Below are 15,785 nucleotides of genomic sequence, written 5' to 3' on the forward strand. Positions count from 1 at the left end.
ATATAGCCTGTCTAAAACCGATTCGGTATCAACTCAATACTTAAAAGGTATCATATGGAGCTTCGACATCTGCGCTATTTTGTGGCCGTGGCCGAGCAGCAGAGCTTTACCCGCGCCGCTGAAAAGCTGTTTATCGCCCAGCCGCCTTTAAGCCGCCAGATTCAGCAGCTTGAAGAAGAATTGGGCGTGCAATTGTTTGAGCGTGGCGCGCGTCCGCTCAAGCTCACCGAAGCGGGGCAGTTTTTCTACGGCCACGCCCAGCAATTATTGGCCAAAGCCGCCGATTTGAAATCGATGACGCAGCGCATCAGCCACATCGAGCACAATTTGGCCGTGGGCTATGTGGCTTCCACGCTCTACGGCATGCTGCCGCGTATCATTTACCGCTGGCGGCAGCAATATCCCGACACCCCCATCACGCTGCACGAAATGGGCACCGGTGAGCAAATTAGCGCGCTCAAAGAGGGCAAAATCGATGTGGGCTTCGGCCGCTTGCGCATAGAAGATTCACTGGTGCGGCGCATTATTTTGCGCCATGAAAAGCTGGTGGTGGCGCTGCCGCAGGGCCACCCGCTTGCCGAGCGCGGTGGCGCGCTGAATTTGATTGATTTGGCAGAAGAGCCGCTGATTATATTTCCGCAAACCCCGCGCCCGAGCTTCGCCGATCAGGTGTTGAGCATCTTTGCCGACCGCTCGCTCAAGCCTGAGCGCATTATCGAAGTGCGCGAATTGCAAATTGCGCTGGGGCTGGTGGCGGCGGGTGAGGGCGTGAGCATCGTGCCCAAAAGCCTTTACGGCATGTTGCGCAACGACATTCATTTTATGCCGATCTACGATGCCAATGCCGTTTCACCCGTGATTATGAGCATGCGCCAGCACGACCATTCCGAAAACTTGGGCAAACTGCTTGATATTATCTACATCCTTTACGACCAAGCGGGGGTGGCTTACACCCGTGAGCAGATTTAATTGCGGGTAAACAACAGCGCATCATCGGGCATATCAAAGGCCGTCTGAAACGTTTCAGACGGCCTTTGATATGGGCTTGATAAACCTTATGTGATTGATTTTCTTTCAGACGGCCTCTTTACGCCCCGCCGTCAGCATAATCGCGATCACCGCCAGCGCGCCGGGCACCACAAAGGCCAAAAAGTTCATTTGGTGCGAAAGCTGCATGGCCAAGAGCGCGCCGCCCAGCACCGGCCCCAAAATCGCGCCGATGCGCCCCACGCCGGAAGACCAGCCCAAAGCGGTAGAACGAATCGCCGTGGGGTAAAACTGCGCCACATAAGCATAAAGCAGAATTTGCGAGCCGATGGTGGTGGCACCGGCCACGGTGACCAGAAAATAAAGCACCGCCACATGGCTTTTAAAACCGAGCAGCGCCAGCGACACCGCTGCCAGCGTGAAAAACAGCATCAGCACCGGGCGCGGGTGGAAGCGGTCGGAAAGCCAGCCGCCGCCAATCGCGCCGATGATGCCGCCGATATTCAAAAACAGCAAAAACATCAAGCTGGAGCCGAAGCCGTAGCCCGCCATGGTCATCAGCTTGGGCAGCCACGAGCCCAAACCATACACCATCAGCAGGCACATAAAAAACGCCTGAAAAAACATCAAGGTGCTCAAAGCGCGGTTGTTGCTGAACAAAGCCGCGAGCGACTGCTCGGTTTTCTGCGGCTGGTGCACCGCCAATTCGGCATCATCGGGCAAGGGCTTGCCAGTGAGCGCGGCCAGCACTTTGCGCGCCTCGGCTATTTTGCCCTGGCGCACCAAAAAAGCCACCGAATCGGGCAATTGCGTCCAAATCAGCGGCAGCAGCAAGAGCGGAATCACCGCCAGATAAAACATCACCTGCCAGCCGAATTGCGGCACAATCCAAATGCCCAACACCGCCGAGAGCATGCCGCCGATAGCATAACCGCTAAACATCACCGCCACCAGCGTGCTGCGGATGCGGCGGGGCGAATATTCGCTCATCAGCGCCACCACATTGGGCATCACCCCGCCTATGCCCAGCCCGGCAATAAAGCGCATCACACCGAATTGCAGCGGCGTTTGCGCAAAGCCGTTGAGCGCGGTAAAGCCGCTGAAGAGCACAATGCACAACACAATCATTTTCTTGCGCCCGAAGCGGTCGGAAAGCGTGCCCAGCAGCATCGCGCCTATCATCATGCCGAATAAGGCCGTGCTGCCCAGCGCCCCGGCCGTGACCGGATCGAGCTGCCATTGCTGCATCAGAATCGGCAGCACCACGCCGTAAATCACCAAATCGTAGCCGTCGAAAATAATAATCAGCGTACACCAAAACAAAATGCGCCAATGAAACGGCGAAATCTTTGCTTTATCAATCACTTCTTCCACCAAAATGCGGCTCATGCGGTTGCTCCTTTGCGTGTTGTTATCTAATGTGTTTTTGTGGAAACACACGATATATGCGCGCAAAGGTATTGTCTAAGACCGATTGAGTCGGTTTTTATACGCAAAAAGTATTGAGTTGAAATCGAGAGGCCGTCTGAAAAAAGTTTCAGACGGCCTTTGGATGCTTGCAAGAAAATATATTTTGTTTATATAGTGAAATGCGGGAAAAAGTGACGCAACGGGTAGGTTGGGTTGAAAACCCAACAATCCCACAGGCCGTCTGAAACGTTGGGTTTGGCAACCCAACCTACCTGTTATAGTGCGTAGTTTTGTGTCACTTTTTCTTGCATTCCACTATAGATATTTGCGCATCAATTCGCAGGCCACGGTGACTTCGCGGTTGAGCGGCAGCACGGCGGCGCCGAGGGAATCGTAGCCGTTGAGCTGGTAGAAGGTTACGGAATTGAGCGAGGCATAGAGCTTGATGAAGCTCAAGCCGGCTTCGGCGGCGAGCTCTTCGGCGCGTTGCAGCAGCGCGGTGCCCAGGCCTTGGTTGTGCACAAAGGGGTGCACATAAAGCGCATCGAGCTGGGCTTCTTTGAAATCAAGCTGGAAAAAGCCCTGAATATGATTTTTGTATTCCACCACCCACAGCGCTTTTTGCGCATCGGCAATGGTGTCGAGATAGCTCTCGGGGCTGAGCAGGCTGCGCCAGGCGGCGAGAATGCGGTCGTTATAGCTGCGCGCGCAAGTGTATTGCACGGAATAAACGTGGGCGTTGTAGATATGCTCGCAATCGTGCGGGGTGGCCGCGCGCAAAATGGTGATCAGGCTCATGGTGTGTGCTCGGGCAGCGGGGTTGGTTTTCAGACGGCCTTTGTTCTGCACAGGCCGTCTGAAACAGGCTTGAAGCATTATATCGGCTTGCTGCGGCAGAAGCCATTCATTCTGCTGCAAAAAGTGCGGTTTGCCTCAAAGAGTGCGGTGCAGGGCTTGGGCGGCGGCAAAGGCGCTGTCGGCATTGTCGGCGAGCACGGTGAAATGGCCCATTTTGCGGCCGGCTCGCGCGTTTTGTTTGCCGTATTGGTGCAGGTGGGCGCGCGTGTCGGCCATCAGCGGCAGCCAATCGGGCGCGCCGCCTTGCTCCGGCCACACATCGCCGAGAATATTGGCCATGCAGGCGGGGGCGAGCAGGCGGGTGTCGGCCGGCGGCAGGCCGCACATGATGCGCACTTGCTGCTGGAATTGGTCGGCGGCGCAGGCATCAAGCGTGTGGTGGCCGGAATTGTGCGGCCGCGGGGCGATTTCGTTCACCACCAGCGTTTGCTCATCGCCCACCACGAATAATTCCACCGCCAACACGCCCACATAATCGAGCGCATCGGCCAGCTGCTGCGCCATTTGCCGCGCCTGCCCGAGCACGGTTTGCGGCAGCCGCGCAGGCACGATGGAATAGGCGAGAATGCCGTTTTCGTGGATGTTTTCAGCCGGGTCGAAGGTGTGCGATTCTTCATTGCCGAGGCGGCACACAATCACAGAAATTTCGCTGCGCAAATCCACCATTTTTTCGAGCACGCAGGCCACCTTGCCGTGGGCGACAAAGGCTTCGTGCAGCTGGGCGAGAGAATGCACGCGGATTTGCCCTTTGCCGTCGTAGCCCAGCGTGGCGGTTTTTAAAATACCGGGCAGAAATCCGGCGCTCGCTTGGCTGATGTCGGCCGCGCTTTGCACCACTTGATAGGGCGCGGTTTGCAGGCCGGCTTTGCGTATCCACGCTTTTTCTTCGATGCGGTTTTGGGCGATGGCCACGCAATCGCCGCTGGGCGACACGGTGGTGTGTTTGGCCAAAAAGCGCATGGCATCGGCGCTGACGTTTTCAAATTCGGTGGTAACGGCGGCGCATTGTGCAAGCTCGGCCAGCGCTGCGGCATCGTCAAACGGGGCGCACAAATGGCGCTCGGCAAAAGCGGCGGCGGGCGCGTGCGGGTCGGGATCGAGCACGGTAACGCGGTAGCCCATGGTTTGGGCGGCCACGGTAAACATGCGGCCGAGCTGGCCGCCGCCGAGTATGCCGAGCATGGCGGGTGGAAGAATGGCGCGGGGTGTTGTGTTCATGATGTTTGGAGAAAGGAAAAAGGCCGTCTGAAAACAGCGGGATAAAGCGGCTCATTGTAGCAGAAAGCGTGATGCTCATCCAAAAAAACAAGCTTATTGTGTTGGCTCTTCGCTTTGTAGGCTGACTTTGTCGAATAGGTATGATCAACAAAACAGGCCGTCTGAAAAGTTTTCAGACGGCCTGTGAGTAAAATACGCTTGGCTTAGCGGCGGCGGACCAATTGCCAAGCCCGGCCTAAGTAGCTCACGCTGGCAAAGCCGCTCCACACATGCACCAGGCGGGTGAAGGGGAAAATCACAAACAAGCCCATGCCCATCAGCATATGCAGTTTAAACAGCGGCGACACATCGGCGATGTAGCTGGCGGCATCGCCACGGAAGGTGACAATGTGCTGCGCCCAAGTCATCAGTTTTACCATTTCGTGGCCGTCGCGGTGGCCGAGGCTCACAAAAATGGTGAGCAAGCCCAAGGCCAAGGTGGCAATCAGCCAAATCAGCACCAATTTGTCGCGCCAGGTGGCGTTGGCGGCCAAGCGGTCGGATTTCAAACGGCGGTTGAGCAAAATCAGCAAGCCGGCCATGGCCATCAGGCCGAATACGCCGCCCAGCACGATGGCAATCATTTGCTTGGCGCTGTGGCTGATGCCGATGGCGTCCCAAAACCACACCGGGGTGAGCAGGCCGAACAGATGGCCGAAAAACACCATCAAAATGCCGACGTGAAACAAGATATTGCCCAAGCGCAGCTGGCCGCGGTAGAGCAGCTGGCTGGAATCGCTTTTCCACGAATACTGCTCGCGGTCAAAGCGAAACAGGCTGCCGAAAAAGAAAATACTCAAGGCAATATAGGGGAAAATGCCGAAGAAAAATTGATTGAAGGTATTCATGATTTATACTCCTTGTGCTGCCCGATAGGCATCTTTGGGGTAAAACTTTACGGTATCCACGGCGGGCTTGAGCAAGGGCTCGGTGCCGGACACATCGGGGCCGAAGGTTTCCATGGCTTCGTCCATATCGCGCACGGGCGGCTCGATTAAGGGCTGCGGCGCCACCGGGCTCATGGCGGTGATGCCCCTCATCAGCGCGGCATAGGGCGAGCCGTTGGCTTCGAGCTTGTTGCCGATGTGGGCAATCACGTGCACGGCATCGCCCAGCAGGCGGCGGGCTTTTTCCGCATCGATTTGAGCGAAAAATTCCAGCAGCACCGGCAGATAATCGGGCAATTCGTTGCTGTTGAGCGAGAAGCCTTCGCTTTTGTATTCTTCGAGCAAATCCACCATCGCCATGCCTCTGCCGCGATCTTCGCCGTAAACGTGCTCGAAGATATACATGGCGTGGCTGCGGTTGCGGTCGAAGGTGTTGACATAAGTTTGCTGCAACTCAATCAGGCTGCGGCTGCCCAGATAATCGAGAAAGCTTTGCAGCGTCGCTTTTTGTGCGGCCGGCAGCGGCCATTGCCCTAAGGCCGTCTGAAATTCAGGCAGCGCTTCGAGCAATTCGGCCTCGGGGTAGCACAGAAGCGCGGAAAACCATTGGTATTCGCGGTTCATCAATGTGCTCCTTTATCCCGGTTTTCTTCGATATCGCGGCGGCGCTCGTGGAAAATAATCGGCGTGCCTTTGCGCTTACCAAACAGGCTCTCTTCGCTGCTGCCGCCGGAGCAGCCGTTGCCGAAGGTGAAGCCGCAGCTGGCTTTATCATCAAAGCTGTTTTCCACCAATTCTTTATGCGAAGAGGGAATCACAAAGCGGTCTTCATAATTGGCAATAGCCATGATTTGATACATGTCTTCCACCATGGCCGGGGTGAGGCCGGTGCCCGAGAGCGTGGCTTCCAGCGTTTCGCCGTGCACGGTTTGGCCGCGTTTGAAGCGGCGCATGGCAATCATGCGCTCGAGCGCGGCTTTAATCGGCTCGATTTTGCCGGCGGTGAGCAGGTTGGCTAAGTAGCGCAGCGGAATGCGCATTTCGTCTACGCTGGGGATGATGCCGTTTTCGCCCACCAAGCCGTTTTCGATGGCGGATTGAATCGGCGACAAGGGCGGGATATACCACACCATCGGCAGCGTGCGGTATTCGGGGTGCAGCGGGAAGGCCACTTTCCATTCCATCGCCATTTTATACACCGGCGAGCGTTTGGCCGCATCAAGCCATTGTTGGCTGATGCCTTGTTTGAGCGCTTCGCGTTGCACTTCGGGGTCGTGCGGGTTGAGGAACACGCCCAGTTGCTCTTCATACAAATCTTGCGGGTTTTCTACTGAAGCGGCCTGCTCGATTTTGTCGGCATCATAAAGCAGCACGCCCAAGTAGCGGATGCGGCCGACGCAGGTTTCCGAGCACACGGTGGGCTGGCCGCCTTCGATGCGCGGGTAGCAGAAGGTGCATTTTTCGGCTTTGCCGCTGGTCCAGTTGTAGTAGATTTTTTTGTAGGGGCAGCCGGACACGCACATGCGCCAGCCGCGGCATTTGTCTTGGTCGATGAGCACAATGCCGTCGTCTTCACGCTTGTAGATGCTGCCTGAAGGGCAGGAGGCCACGCAGGTGGGGTTTAAGCAATGTTCGCACAGGCGCGGCAGATACATCATAAAGGTTTGCTCAAACGCGGCGTGCATGTCTTTTTGAATGCCTTCAAACAGCACGTCTTTGGCGCGTTTTTCAAATTCGCCGGCCAAATCGTCTTCCCAGTTGGGACCCCATTCGATTTTGTCCATTTTCTTGCCGGTGAGCACAGAAACGGGGCGCGCGGTGGGCGGGGTGTTCATTTTGGGCGCGTTTTGCAGATGCTCGTAGTCGAAGGTAAACGGCTCGTAGTAATCGTCGATCTGCGGCATATTGGGGTTGGCAAAAATATTGGCCAGAATTTTCAGCTTGCCGCCTTGTTTGGGCACAAGCTTGCCATCAGGCTTGCGCACCCAGCCGCCCTGCCATTTTTCCTGGTCTTCCCAGTTTTTCGGAAAACCGATGCCGGGCTTGGTTTCCACGTTGTTGAACCAGGCGTATTCCACGCCGTCGCGGCTGGTCCACACGTTTTTGCAGGTAACGGAGCAGGTGTGGCAGCCGATGCATTTGTCCAGGTTCAGAACCATGCCTACTTGCGCTCTGATTTTCATGGTGTTGTCCTTTTGCTTGTTTCAGACGGCCTGTGAATGTAAACAGGATAGATAAGGCCGTCTGAAAGATTTGTTTTTCTTTTCAGACGGCCTGTTTGATGAAAAGGCCGTCTGAAAGTATGGATTGCCGGCAGGTGCTTTAACGCGCTGGTTCGTCCATCCAGTCGACACGGTTCATTTTGCGCACCACCACGTATTCGTCGCGGTTGGAGCCGACGGTGCCGTAGTAGTTGAAGCCGTAGGCCAGTTGGGCGTAGCCGCCGATCATGTGGGTGGGCTTCAGAATGGCGCGCGTTACCGAGTTGTGGATGCCGCCGCGTTTGCCGGAGGTTTCCGCACCGGGCACATTCACGATTTTTTCTTGTGCGTGGTACATCAAAATCATGGTTTCCGGAATCCGCTGGCTCACCACGGCGCGGGCGGCGATGGTGCCGTTGGCGTTGAACACTTCCACCCAGTCGTTATCGACAATGCCGGCGCGTTTGGCATCAATTTCGCTAATCCACACATTGGGGCCGCCGCGAAACAGCGTGAGCATACGCAGGTTGTCGCTATAGGTGCTGTGGATGCCCCATTTTTGGTGCGGGGTGAGGAAATTGAGGGTGATCTCCGGGTTGCCGTTGTGGTGTTTGCCGAGCATTTTTTCGGTGGTTTTGAAGTTCACCGCCGGGCGGTACACGCACAGGCCTTCGCCAAACGAGCGCATCCACAGGTGATCTTGGTAAAACTGCTGGCGGCCGGTGAGGGTGCGCCACGGAATCAGCTCGTGCACATTGGTGTAGCCGGCGTTGTAGCTCACTTCTTCGCTCTCAATGCCCGACCAAATGGGCGAGGAGATAATCTTGCGCGGCTGCGCCACCACATCGCGGAAGCGGATTTGGGTGTGCTCAGACGATTCGGCCAAATGCTTGTGTTCGCGGCCGGTGGCTTTGCTCAGCGCTTCCCAGGCTTTCACGGCAACGTGGCCGTTGGTTTCGGGGGCGAGGGTGAGAATCATCTCGGCGGCATCAATGGCGGTGTCGAGCTTGGGCTGGCCTTTGCCGATGCCGTCGGCGCGCACGCCGTTGAGTTTGCGCAAGAGCTCAACCTCATGGCCGGTTTGCCATGCCAAGCCTTTGCCGTTGTTGTTGATTTTTTCCAGCAAGGGGCCGATGCTGGTGAATTTTTGGTAAATCAGGCCGTAATCGCGCTCCACCACGCTCATGGCGGGCATGGTTTTGCCCGGAATCGGCTCGCATTCGCCGTGTTTCCAGTCTTTCGGGTCGAAAGGCTGGCCCATTTCCTGCGGGCTGTCGTGCATCAACGGGGTGAGCACGATGTCTTTGCGCACGCCGATGTAATCAGCGGCAATTTCGCTGAATTTCTTGGCGATGCCTTTGTAGATTTCCCAGTCGGTTTTGCTTTCCCACAAGGGGTCTACCGCCGCGGTGAGCGGGTGGATAAACGGGTGCATGTCCGACGTGTTTAAGTCGTCTTTTTCATACCAAGTGGCGGTGGGCAGCACCACATCGCCATAAAGACAGGTGGTGGACATGCGGAAATCGAGCACGGTAAGCAAATCAAGCTTGCCTTCAGCCGCCGGGCGCACGGTAATTTCAGACGGCGTGATGCAGTCTTCTTCTTCGCTGAACACGGCGTTTTGGGTGCCGAGCAGGTATTTGAGGAAATATTCGTGGCCTTTGGCGGAAGAGCCGAGCAGGTTGGAGCGCCACACAAACAGGTTGCGCGGGAAGTTTTGCGGGTTGTCCGGGTCGTTACACGCCATATCGAGGCTGCCGGATTTGAGGCCGTTCACCACATAATCGGCCGGGCTCATGCCCGCGGCTTCGGCTTGATCCACCACATCGAGCGGGTTGGCGCTCAATTGCGGCGCGCTGGGCAGCCAGCCCATGCGTTCGGCTTTGGCGTTGTAATCAATCATGCTCAATTGCGCCATTTCGCCGTGGGCATTGGGGGCGAGAATTTCTTCGGCCGCCACTTTTTCATGCCGCCATTGGCTGGTGTGGGCATAAAAGAATGAAGTGCCGTTCATTTGGCGCGGAGGGCGGTGCCAGTCGAGCGCGAAGGTGAGCGGCGCCCAACCGCTTTGCGGGCGCAGTTTTTCCTGGCCTACATAGTGGCACCAGCCGCCGCCGGATTTGCCGATGCTGCCGCACAACATCAGCATATTGATGATGCCGCGGTAGGCCATGTCCATGTGATACCAGTGATTCAGCCCTGCGCCCACAATCACCATGCTGCGGCCTTCGGTGTCGTGTGCGTTTTGGGCGAATTCGCGTGCCACTTGAATTACTTGCGCCGGGTTTACGCCGGTGTGGGCTTGCTGCCAGGCGGGGGTGTAGGGTTTGTCGTCATCATAAGAAGTGGCGCAGTTTTCATCGTTGAAGCCGCGCTCGATGCCGTAGTTGGCGGCCATCAAGTCAAACACGGTGGCCACAAGCGTGGTGCTGCCGTCGGCCAAGGTGATGCGTTTGGCCGGCACTTTGCGGTACACCAATTCGTCTTTTTCGGCGGCAAAATAAGAGAAGGCCACTTGCACCACTTCATCGTGTGCGTCTTTCAGGCTGAGCGCAGCTTCGGTGTGTTCGCCTTGGGCGCGGGTTTCCAAGTTCCATTTTTGGCTGCCGTCCCAGCGGAAGCCCACCGAGCCGTTGGGCACGGCGAGGCCGTCTGAAAGCGTGTTCCACACCAAGGTTTTCCATTCGGTGTTGTCGGTTTCGCCCAGGCCGTCTTTGATGTCGGAGGCGCGCAGGAAGTATTTGGGCTCGAAGCCTGCGCCGTCTTCATGCAGGCGCACCAGCATGGGCATATCGGTGTAGCGGCGGATGTAGTCGGTGAAGTAAGGCGAAGGATTATCGAGGTGGAATTCCTTCATAATCACATGGCCCATGGCCATGGCCAGCGCGGCATCGGTGCCTTGCTTGGGCGCGAGCCAAATATCGCCGAATTTGGCCATTTCGCCAAAGTCGCTCGATACGGCCACGGTTTTGGTGCCTTTGTAGCGCACTTCGGTGTAGAAGTGGGCGTCGGGCGTGCGCGTCATCGGCACGTTGGAGCCCCACACCATCAAATAATTGCTGTTGTACCAGTCGGCACTTTCGGCCACGTCGGTTTGCTCCCCCCAGATTTGCGGGCTAGCGGGCGGCAAGTCGCAATACCAGTCGTAAAACGACAGCGGCACGCCGCCGATCAAGCCCAAATAGCGGGCACCGGAAGCGTAGCTCACCATCGACATCGCCGGAATCGGCGAGAAGCCGATCACGCGGTCGGGGCCGTAGTTTTTCACCGTGTAGGCATTGGCCGCGGCGATGATTTCGTTGGCTTCATCCCAGTTGGCACGCACAAAGCCGCCCAAGCCGCGCTGGGTTTTGTAGGATTTGGCGCGGGCTTCGTCTTCCACGATATAGGCCCAAGCTTCGGTGGGCGACATGGTTTTGCGTGCTTCGCGCCACATTTCGGCCAGCACGCCGCGCATCATCGGGTATTTCACGCGCTGGGCGGAATACACATACCAGCTATAAGAAGCGCCACGCGGGCAGCCGCGCGGCTCGTGGTTGGGCAGATCGGGGCGGGTGCGCGGATAATCGGTGGCCTGGATTTCCCAGGTAATCAAGCCGTTTTTCACATAAATTTTCCAGCTGCAAGAGCCGGTGCAGTTCACGCCGTGGGTGGAGCGCACTTCTTTATCGTGCTGCCAGCGGTTGCGGTAGGCGTTTTCCCACTGGCGGTCTTCCAGCGTTACCGCGCCGTGGCCGCCGGCAAAGGTTTCGTGTGCCTTGCCGAGGAATTTCAGTCTGTCTAAAAAGTGGCTCATGGAGTGTCCCTCACTTTATTTATGGGCTTTTTTCGCCGGCCGGTTGCAAGGCCGTCTGAAAAGCCGTGTTCAATCAAAACTTCACATCAAAACCGATTTCTATAGCGTGTAATATAAAGTAGCGCTGATGTAAAAAACATGCGCCAAAAGGGGCTTTTGATGCGGCATCGGCATAGGCAGGCTTTGGCCGTAAAGCTTATGGCGGCTAGTTATTTGGGATTAGGGCGGTGGAAGAGTGCTGAAAACGGTTAAGATTTGCTTTTGTTTTGCTGTATATTCGATGCTGGCAAAAGCTGCTATATGAGATGATTTTGAATGTGAACGAAGGAGAAATAAGATTATGAAAACCAGTGCACGCAATCAATTTTCAGGCACGGTGCTTGCCGTGAAAACCGGCGCGGTAAACAGTGAAATCAGCATCGGCCTGCCCGGCGGGCAAACGCTCACGGCCACGGTAACGAATGAGAGCTGCGAAGAATTGGCCTTGGCGCAGGGCAGGGCGGTGATTGCGCTGGTGAAATCCAGCCATATCATTGTGGCCACCGATTTGGCGCACATCCGCCTTTCCGCGCGCAACCAGATTGAGGGCATTATCGAGCACATCGAGCGCGGCGCGGTGAATGCGTTGGTGAGCATCAACGCAGGCGAGGGCGTGTGCCTCACGGCCGGCATCACCATTCAAAGCGCGGAAAGCTTGGATTTGCACCCCGGCCAGCGCGCCACCGCGATATTCAAAGCGGGCAGCGTGATTTTGGGCGTGTTGGTGTGATAAACGGATAAAGCAGAATCATTCTGTTTTACTGATATTTTTTCGATAAAGCCGTCTGAAATAGATTGTGTTTCAGACGGCCTTACTGTATTCTGTGTAAAAATATATAAAATTTGTTAGATTTGATTTACGAAACGGGCTGGAAACACCGCTTGCCGCTAGCTATATTGAAGAACGCATCATCCGATTGATTCGTTACGCTAAAATATTGTCCGCTTGCTGCCGGACAAAAAGGCATTGAGGAGAAAACCATGACGCCGCTGTTTCTCGGGCAATCGCTGCTGTCGCATTTGTTGGTCACCACGCTGGTGGTGTCGGCGCTCGCGCTGCTGGCGTGGCTGCTTTCGTGGCTGGTTGCTTATCGGCGCAAAAGTGATGACGAATCGGGTGAAAACGATATCTGATGCCAAATCTGAAAGCAGCTTAACGGCGCTGCCTCACTTAGCCGGGCTATCCTCAGCTGCCTGCGGTTTGCCGCCTGATTGTCTGTGTTTCAGGTTTGACATAAATGCTTTCATGCAATAAAAAATCAGCCCAATCAATAGACTGGGCTGATTTTTTATTGGTGCCGGCACCAAGAGTCGAACTCGGGACCTTCTGATTACAAGTCAGCTGCTCTACCAACTGAGCTATACCGGCAAAGAAGCGCGTATTATGCCGAGGATTACTTTATTTGGCAATACAGCTTGGGCAGCTTTTCCGCTAAATCCACCTATTTTTTTGTTTTTTATTTGGATTTTTTTCAGACGGCCTGTTGAATCCGCAAGGCCGGCGGGGCGCTAAACCGCAAATTCCTCATCTTGGCAGCGAAATTGTATTAAAATAACGCCTTTCTCACGCTGCATTGAAACATCATATCCCGACATGGCTCAACACCCTTACCGCCGCCTGCGCCCGCAGCGCTTCGAGCTGCCCGAAGTGGGCATTTCCGAAGAAGGCAACATCCGCTCGCTGCATTTGGGCAGCGCCACTATTCAAAGCTCGATGAATCTCGACCACCCGGCCGATTTGGTGCTCTCTTACAGCCGCGCCATGATGGGCTGGCTGCTGTTTGCCGAGCAGGCGCCGGCGCACATCACCCAAATCGGCCTGGGCGGTGGCTCGTTTGCGCGTTGGATAGACGCTTATCTGCCCGACACCCGCCAAACCGCCATCGACATCAACCCGCAAGTAATCAGCGTGGCGCGCAGCTTATTTGAGCTGCCTTTTGAAGACGCGCATTTTGAAATTGTTGAAGCCGATGGCGCGGAATACATCAAAACCGTGCGCGGCGGCACCGATGTGATTTTGGTTGACGGCTTTGATGGCGAGCAGATTATCGACGCTTTGGTGGGCGAGGCCTTTTTCCGCGATTGCCGCCGCGCGCTCTCGCCTGACGGCGTGTTTGTAACCAATTGGTGGAGCGGCGACAAGCGCTATGGCCGTTTTGTCGAAAGCCTGTTGGATGTGTTTGAAGGCCGTGTGCTCGAATTGCCGGCCGAGAGCTACGGCAATATGGCGGTGTTCGGCTTTCAAAGTGTGCCCAAAGAGCAGCATTTCGACAAGCTCAAAAAACGCGCCGATAAATTGGGCGGCCAATACGGCCTCGATTTTCCGCGCATGCTCGCTGCCATCAAAAGCCATAATCAAAACAACGGCAAAAGCCTTTATTTGTAAAGGCTGCCACGAGCGCATACAATAAACCCCACACACTTTCGGCCGTCTGAAACGTTCAGACGGCCACGATTCAGGAAGCCTGATTATGAGCTATTTCGAACGTCATCTCTTTATCTGCACCAACGCGCGCCACAACGATTGCAAACAAAGCTGCAACGACAACGGCGAGGGCGATGCGGCGGTGGATTTTTTAAAAGGCCACGCCAAAAAGCGCGATTTAATCGGGCCGGGCAAACTGCGCATCAGCAGCACCGGCTGCCTGGGTCGCTGTGAATCGGGTCCGGCGATGGTGATTTATCCCGAAGCGCGTTGGTACACCTATGTGGATGAAGAAGATCTGCAAGAAATTTTAGACCAAGATTTGGCCAAAGGCGAAGCCGTTGCCCGCTTGCTGATTGATGCGCCCGACAGCTGAAACACCTAAAGAGGCTCTGAATAACTCATCATGACGGCAAAATCCATAAGTCAGCGTTTTTCAAAGCCTCCTAAACTTCAATATCAAAAGGCCGTCTGAAAGCCTTTTCAGACGGCCTCTACCCAAAGAAACCACCATGCTCACATTGGAAAATGCGCTCGATATCGCCGGCCCCGCCGGCAAACTCGCCACGCTTTATTTACCTGCCCAAGGCCGCGAACGCGGCGTGGCCGTGATCAACCACCCCAATCCGCGCCAAGGCGGCACCAACACCAATAAGGTTATCCAAACCGCGGCCAAAGCCTTAAACCAGCTCGGCTTTCACTGCTATCTGCCCAATTTGCGCGGCGTGGGCAGCAGCGGGGGCGAACACGATTACGGGCGCGGTGAAACCGACGACTGCATCGCCGTGATTGATTATGCGCGTGCACAACACCCCGGCGCGGCGCAATTTGTGTTGGGCGGTTTTTCATTCGGCGGCTATGTGTCGCTTTTTGCCGCCCAAGCGCGCCGCCCCGATTTGCTGCTGCTGATTGCACCGGCCGTGGGCATGTATGAACGCGCCGAGCCTGCCGCCGCCGATGCCGCCCGCACCTTGCTGATACACGGTGAAATCGACGATGTGGTGCCGCTGGGCAATGCCTTTAGCTGGGCGGCGCCGCAAGATTTGCCGGTGGTGGTGTTGCCGGAATCGTCGCACTTTTTTCACGGCAAGCTGATGCCGCTGCGCCACACCATTTTGCGCTTGGCACCGTCTTTTTTAGCGATGGAAGCAGCGGCCGGAAAATAAGCGTTCTGTAATCGTACCAATCCAAAAAAATAACCTTACAAAATAAAAGCAGTTCGGCAGCATCATCTGCGTACGTCGGATTCTTGAATCCGACGTTTGGACAACGGCCAAAGCAATGTGCATGCCTTGTTCTGAGAACAAGTGTCGGATTCGAGAATCCGACCTACAGGCTGCCTGTTTGTATATTATTTTTTTGAATGGGTATCATTTGCCGATGCCGCATCTGCACCGAATACGGCTTTTGTTTGACAGAACCAATAAGGCCGTCTGAAACGTTTATTTCAGACGGCCTTTGTTTTTTATGGCTGTAAACTTTGGCATTGCCTTTGAAACCGTCGGGCGCGGGTCGGATATGTGTATCTATCTAACATTTGCGGCAGGCCGTCTGAAAGGGTTTCAGACGGCCTGCCGCAAATGGTGGCTCAAGCGGGGGAGGCATTTGTTCAGTTAAACAGTTGCCGTTCGGGTAATGGTATCCGATATTTTCGGCAACTCAGAAAATCTTGTTCTGCGAATAAGCGTCGGATTGGAGAATCCGACCGACACACTTAAGCCAAAAGCCAACTTCAGCAAATTGAAATTGATCGGCAAGCCGCTGCGCGTTGCTTAAGGAGGCTCTGAATAACTCATGGCGGTGCCTTTTATCGTCCTTTTTACGCTATGCTGCGTTGGTTTTTTGAGGAAATAGAACCACTATTCCCTCAAAAAAACGCCTTGCCTAGCATAAAAACGCCGGCAAAATTCACTTGCCAGAGTTAT

Annotated in this window: 13 protein-coding genes and 1 tRNA gene; 6 read left to right on the forward strand and 8 right to left on the reverse strand. The window is 55.5% G+C overall.

The window, feature by feature from the left end; translation table 11 throughout:
* Positions 1-54: 54 nt before the first annotated feature.
* Positions 55-969 (forward strand): LysR family transcriptional regulator, encoded by a 915-nt coding sequence (locus tag EV680_RS02750; protein ID WP_132952974.1) that lies wholly within the window; start codon positions 55-57, stop codon positions 967-969.
* Between the two features lie 105 nt (positions 970-1,074).
* Here EV680_RS02750 and EV680_RS02755 read toward each other — a convergent pair whose 3' ends face one another.
* From EV680_RS02755 to EV680_RS02785, 7 genes are all read right to left on the reverse strand, one after another.
* Positions 1,075-2,376 (reverse strand): MFS transporter, encoded by a 1,302-nt coding sequence (locus EV680_RS02755; protein ID WP_132952976.1) that lies wholly within the window; start codon positions 2,374-2,376, stop codon positions 1,075-1,077.
* A 336-nt stretch (positions 2,377-2,712) separates the two neighbouring features.
* Complete coding sequence (locus EV680_RS02760) at positions 2,713-3,195, reverse strand: GNAT family N-acetyltransferase (protein ID WP_132953128.1); 483 nt, start codon at positions 3,193-3,195, stop codon at positions 2,713-2,715.
* A gap of 135 nt (positions 3,196-3,330) precedes the next feature.
* The gene (locus tag EV680_RS02765; RefSeq protein ID WP_132952978.1) at positions 3,331-4,473 is read right to left on the reverse strand and encodes a 5-(carboxyamino)imidazole ribonucleotide synthase; all 1,143 of its coding nucleotides are present in this window, start codon (positions 4,471-4,473) and stop codon (positions 3,331-3,333) included.
* 203 nt (positions 4,474-4,676) lie between these two features.
* Positions 4,677-5,360, reverse strand: coding sequence for a respiratory nitrate reductase subunit gamma (narI, locus tag EV680_RS02770; protein ID WP_132952980.1), 684 nt, complete (start codon positions 5,358-5,360; stop codon positions 4,677-4,679).
* Positions 5,361-5,363: 3 nt separating this feature from the next.
* Positions 5,364-6,023 (reverse strand): nitrate reductase molybdenum cofactor assembly chaperone, encoded by a 660-nt coding sequence (gene narJ / locus EV680_RS02775; RefSeq protein WP_132952982.1) that lies wholly within the window; start codon positions 6,021-6,023, stop codon positions 5,364-5,366.
* Positions 6,023-7,582: a nitrate reductase subunit beta gene (gene narH / locus EV680_RS02780; protein WP_132952983.1), complete on the reverse strand. Its 1,560-nt coding sequence runs from the start codon at positions 7,580-7,582 to the stop codon at positions 6,023-6,025. Before narH ends, narJ begins: the two co-directional genes overlap by 1 nt.
* Before the next feature lie 139 nt (positions 7,583-7,721).
* Positions 7,722-11,396 carry a nitrate reductase subunit alpha gene (locus EV680_RS02785; protein ID WP_132952985.1) on the reverse strand — a complete coding sequence of 1,225 codons (3,675 nt, stop codon included), beginning with the start codon at positions 11,394-11,396 and terminating at the stop codon, positions 7,722-7,724.
* A 340-nt stretch (positions 11,397-11,736) separates the two neighbouring features.
* Here EV680_RS02785 and EV680_RS02790 point away from each other — a divergent pair, with 340 nt between their 5' ends.
* Together EV680_RS02790 and EV680_RS11900 are read left to right on the forward strand one after the other, a co-directional pair.
* A complete protein-coding gene (locus EV680_RS02790) occupies positions 11,737-12,165 on the forward strand; it encodes a TOBE domain-containing protein (RefSeq protein ID WP_132952987.1) in 429 nt (142 codons plus the stop codon).
* Positions 12,166-12,416: 251 nt separating this feature from the next.
* The gene (locus tag EV680_RS11900) at positions 12,417-12,569 is read left to right on the forward strand and encodes a hypothetical protein (RefSeq protein WP_165870893.1); all 153 of its coding nucleotides are present in this window, start codon (positions 12,417-12,419) and stop codon (positions 12,567-12,569) included.
* A gap of 159 nt (positions 12,570-12,728) precedes the next feature.
* On the opposite strand, the gene EV680_RS02795 is transcribed toward EV680_RS11900, so the two are convergent.
* Positions 12,729-12,804, reverse strand: a tRNA-Thr gene (locus EV680_RS02795).
* A 225-nt stretch (positions 12,805-13,029) separates the two neighbouring features.
* Between EV680_RS02795 and EV680_RS02800 the strand changes: the two genes are divergently transcribed.
* The 3 genes from EV680_RS02800 to EV680_RS02810 all read left to right on the forward strand — a co-directional run bounded on the left by EV680_RS02800 (position 13,030) and on the right by EV680_RS02810 (position 15,026).
* Positions 13,030-13,821, forward strand: coding sequence for a polyamine aminopropyltransferase (locus EV680_RS02800; RefSeq protein WP_132952989.1), 792 nt, complete (start codon positions 13,030-13,032; stop codon positions 13,819-13,821).
* A gap of 85 nt (positions 13,822-13,906) precedes the next feature.
* A complete protein-coding gene (locus EV680_RS02805; RefSeq protein WP_207894272.1) occupies positions 13,907-14,236 on the forward strand; it encodes a (2Fe-2S) ferredoxin domain-containing protein in 330 nt (109 codons plus the stop codon).
* A 136-nt stretch (positions 14,237-14,372) separates the two neighbouring features.
* On the forward strand, positions 14,373-15,026 hold the full coding sequence (locus EV680_RS02810) for an alpha/beta hydrolase (protein ID WP_132952993.1): 654 nt from the start codon (positions 14,373-14,375) through the stop codon (positions 15,024-15,026).
* Positions 15,027-15,785 lie beyond the last annotated feature (759 nt).

Source organism: Uruburuella suis, assembly GCF_004341385.1.
In the GTDB taxonomy this organism is placed as follows: domain Bacteria; phylum Pseudomonadota; class Gammaproteobacteria; order Burkholderiales; family Neisseriaceae; genus Neisseria; species Neisseria suis.